This is a genomic window from Cytobacillus firmus NBRC 15306 (assembly GCF_001591465.1).
Lineage (GTDB): Bacteria > Bacillota > Bacilli > Bacillales > Cytobacillaceae > Cytobacillus > Cytobacillus firmus.
In genome coordinates this window covers 1-2,724 of sequence record NZ_BCUY01000172.1, presented here as the reverse complement: position 1 = coordinate 2,724, position 2,724 = coordinate 1, and the positions used below count along the sequence as shown (strand labels likewise).

General features: G+C 32.0%; 2 protein-coding genes. One reads left to right on the top strand and one right to left on the bottom strand.

The window, feature by feature from the left end; genetic code table 11:
* Window positions 1-295: 295 nt before the first annotated feature.
* Entirely contained in the window at window positions 296-769 is a 474-nt protein-coding gene (locus BFI01S_RS21475) for a hypothetical protein (RefSeq protein WP_061794389.1), read from the bottom strand.
* A 173-nt stretch (window positions 770-942) separates the two neighbouring features.
* Here BFI01S_RS21475 and BFI01S_RS21470 point away from each other — a divergent pair.
* The coding region (locus tag BFI01S_RS21470) for an AAA family ATPase (protein WP_082804585.1) at window positions 943-2,724 on the top strand (1,782 nt) is incomplete at its 3' end.

Below are 2,724 nucleotides of genomic sequence, written 5' to 3'. Positions count from 1 at the left end.
CATGGTTGTCACCTCTTTGCTTAAAGTTTCCATGCCCCTATCATAAATAGGAAGCGTCCACATTACATGCTGTAAAATTTTCTAGTGCTGATTTTTACCAAAAAAATATTTTTGAGAATAAATAATTTTAAAAAATATTTTTTATCTATATTTTCATCTCACTTTTTGATTAATTATTAAAATCAATATATTTCACAGTAGTTTAAAAACTACATTTTTCTACCATTATGGATAAATAACGTCATTTATATACTACATAAATCACAAAAAAATGACCTGTTAGTTTAATAACAGATCATTTTTTGTCTAATGCAATTTTTAAAAAACCATTAAAATGACGTAGATTTTCAAAGAACTTATCCTTTTTTTCACTCTTACAATATTCAATAGAATAGTAAAACAATGCCTTTATTTCAATTAAGATTTCTTCTTCCTCTAAATGTTTTGTGACTTCGGGGGAAAGCGTTCGATCTTCTGTCACCTTAAGGAGTAATTGCCGCCAAGTTTTTGGCATTTTCACATTTTTGTTATGTAATGCATTCATAGCCCCGTTTGTTGATAATTCATCAAAAGTTATCAAATAGGCTTCAAACGACTCAATTTTAGGATCTTTCCCACCAACAAATTCATCAACCCGTTGCTTGAGCTCTGATGGTTTGACATTTTTACTGTACTTTCTCTTTAAAACCGACCGCAGCCTTTTTAAATATTCATCATATTCTTCCTGTTCCAGTCCCCCAAGTTTATTTCTAATATTATCTACATACATATTTCTCTCTCCCTAATTTCTCTCTTTTTAAAGTAATTTCCGATTATTCAGAATAAATACTTGTAACTTTGAATTTTTAGAGTATATAATTTTGTCATTTTTCTACATTTTTCAAAAATATATTGTCCTCTTTTGTTGTATGGTTTAAGTTATTGTCATAGGGGGGGAAATATATGGAATTTAACACTCATATTTGGGAATGGTCTTCGGAGCTTCCTAAATGGCAAAATGATTTAATCAGAAGGCTGTATCAAAAATCTATGCTCGAAAATATAGATATAAACGAAGTAATCGATAATATCCTTCATGAGAATGGTTTTTCTGAGAGGAATTTGAACATCACTCCATTAGAAAAACATCATATCCCAAATAAAAATCCCATAGATACCATTAAAATTACTTCATTAAAAAACTTCAATAATATTGCCGCCATCGAACCAGAGTATGGGCTTGAATTTTTACCAGATGGGTTAACGGTTGTGTACGGTGAGAATTCAGCTGGGAAATCTAGTTATGCTAAGGTGTTAAAGCAGTCTTGCCGAGCTGTGGATGAAAAAACAAAGATTCACCCAAATGTCTATAAATCAAGCGGTTCAATAAGCACAGCCGACATTTATGTACAGCAAAGTGGCACAGAATCAATTATAAATAGAGTTGTAAATACTGCACCTGAACAGCTGTTAACATCTATCAGTATTTTCGACACTGATTGTGCGAGAGTTTATGCAGAATCCGAAAACGAAGTTGTATTTATTCCAACTGAATTTAAAATCTTCGATGATCTTGCTCGGCACCAATCTGAAATAAAACAGATGTTATTACAGTTAAAAGATGAACTTTTAAAAACATTGCCTTCATTCCATGATTTAACAAGTCCTTCTAAAGTCAAAACTTTTATTGAATCAATTTCTTACAAAACGAAAGAAAAGGACATTCAACAGAATTGTACTTTCACAGAAAAAGATCAGGAACGGCTTAATCAGATTACAAAAGATTTAAAGGTCCTTGTTGATTCAAATCCTGTTAAATTGATTCAGGAAATCCAAAGGAACATAAATGATATTACAAACTTAAAAAACAATCTTCAACAAATTTGTAATGAATTATCTGTTGAAAAAGTTAAAGAATATGTCTTATTACATCAACGATACCTCGATTCGAAAGCAACACTGGAAGTTTTAACTCGTAAAGCATTTGTTGAACAACCTTTAGATGGTGTTGGTAGTGATCCTTGGAAAAAACTATGGCACACCGCCAAGCAATATCATGAAATTGCATACCCTAGCCAGTCATTTCCATATGTCGAGAATGAAGCAAAATGTCTATTATGCCAACAAGACTTGAAGGAAGAATCTCAAATTCGGTTAACGCGTTTTGAGGAATTTATGACTGACAACATCAGTCAAGAGACAGCAAAGCTACACTCACAAAGGCAAGTTTTATTAACCAAAATTAAAACTTTACCTTTCACAAAAGTAACGGACACCTCTGTTCGTACCTTCTTTTATAATGATTCACCTGAATTGGAAATGCAAGCGGAATTGTTTATCCAATCAGCATTAAAAATTAGTACATTATTACAAAATACCGAGACAGATATACACCTGTCCTTGGATAATATTCCAGAAATTGATTTGCCACCTTTAAAAGAAATGGAATATTGGTTAGAGATAAAAAGCAGTGAGTTGCAACATCTAAAAACACTAGCCCAGCAAGACAATTCGGCAGATTTACTAGCAGAACAAAACGAGTTGGTTTCAAAGGAAAAAATCTCTAAAAGAATAGATAATGTTTATCGTTTAGCAAAAATTCGCCAGGAAGTTGATAGGGTTGATAAAGCAATAAAATCGCTGGATACAACAAAATTGACAAGAAAATATAACGAATTATCCAGTTCATTGTTGACCGACAACTTTAAAGACGAAATCGAAAAAGAACTAAAGCAGCTAAGAAGT

Excerpts from the sequence above, each read along its gene's own strand:
- BFI01S_RS21475 (WP_061794389.1), bottom strand. The coding sequence starts at position 769 with ATGTATGTAGATAATATTAGAAATAAACTTGGGGGACTGGAACAGGAA.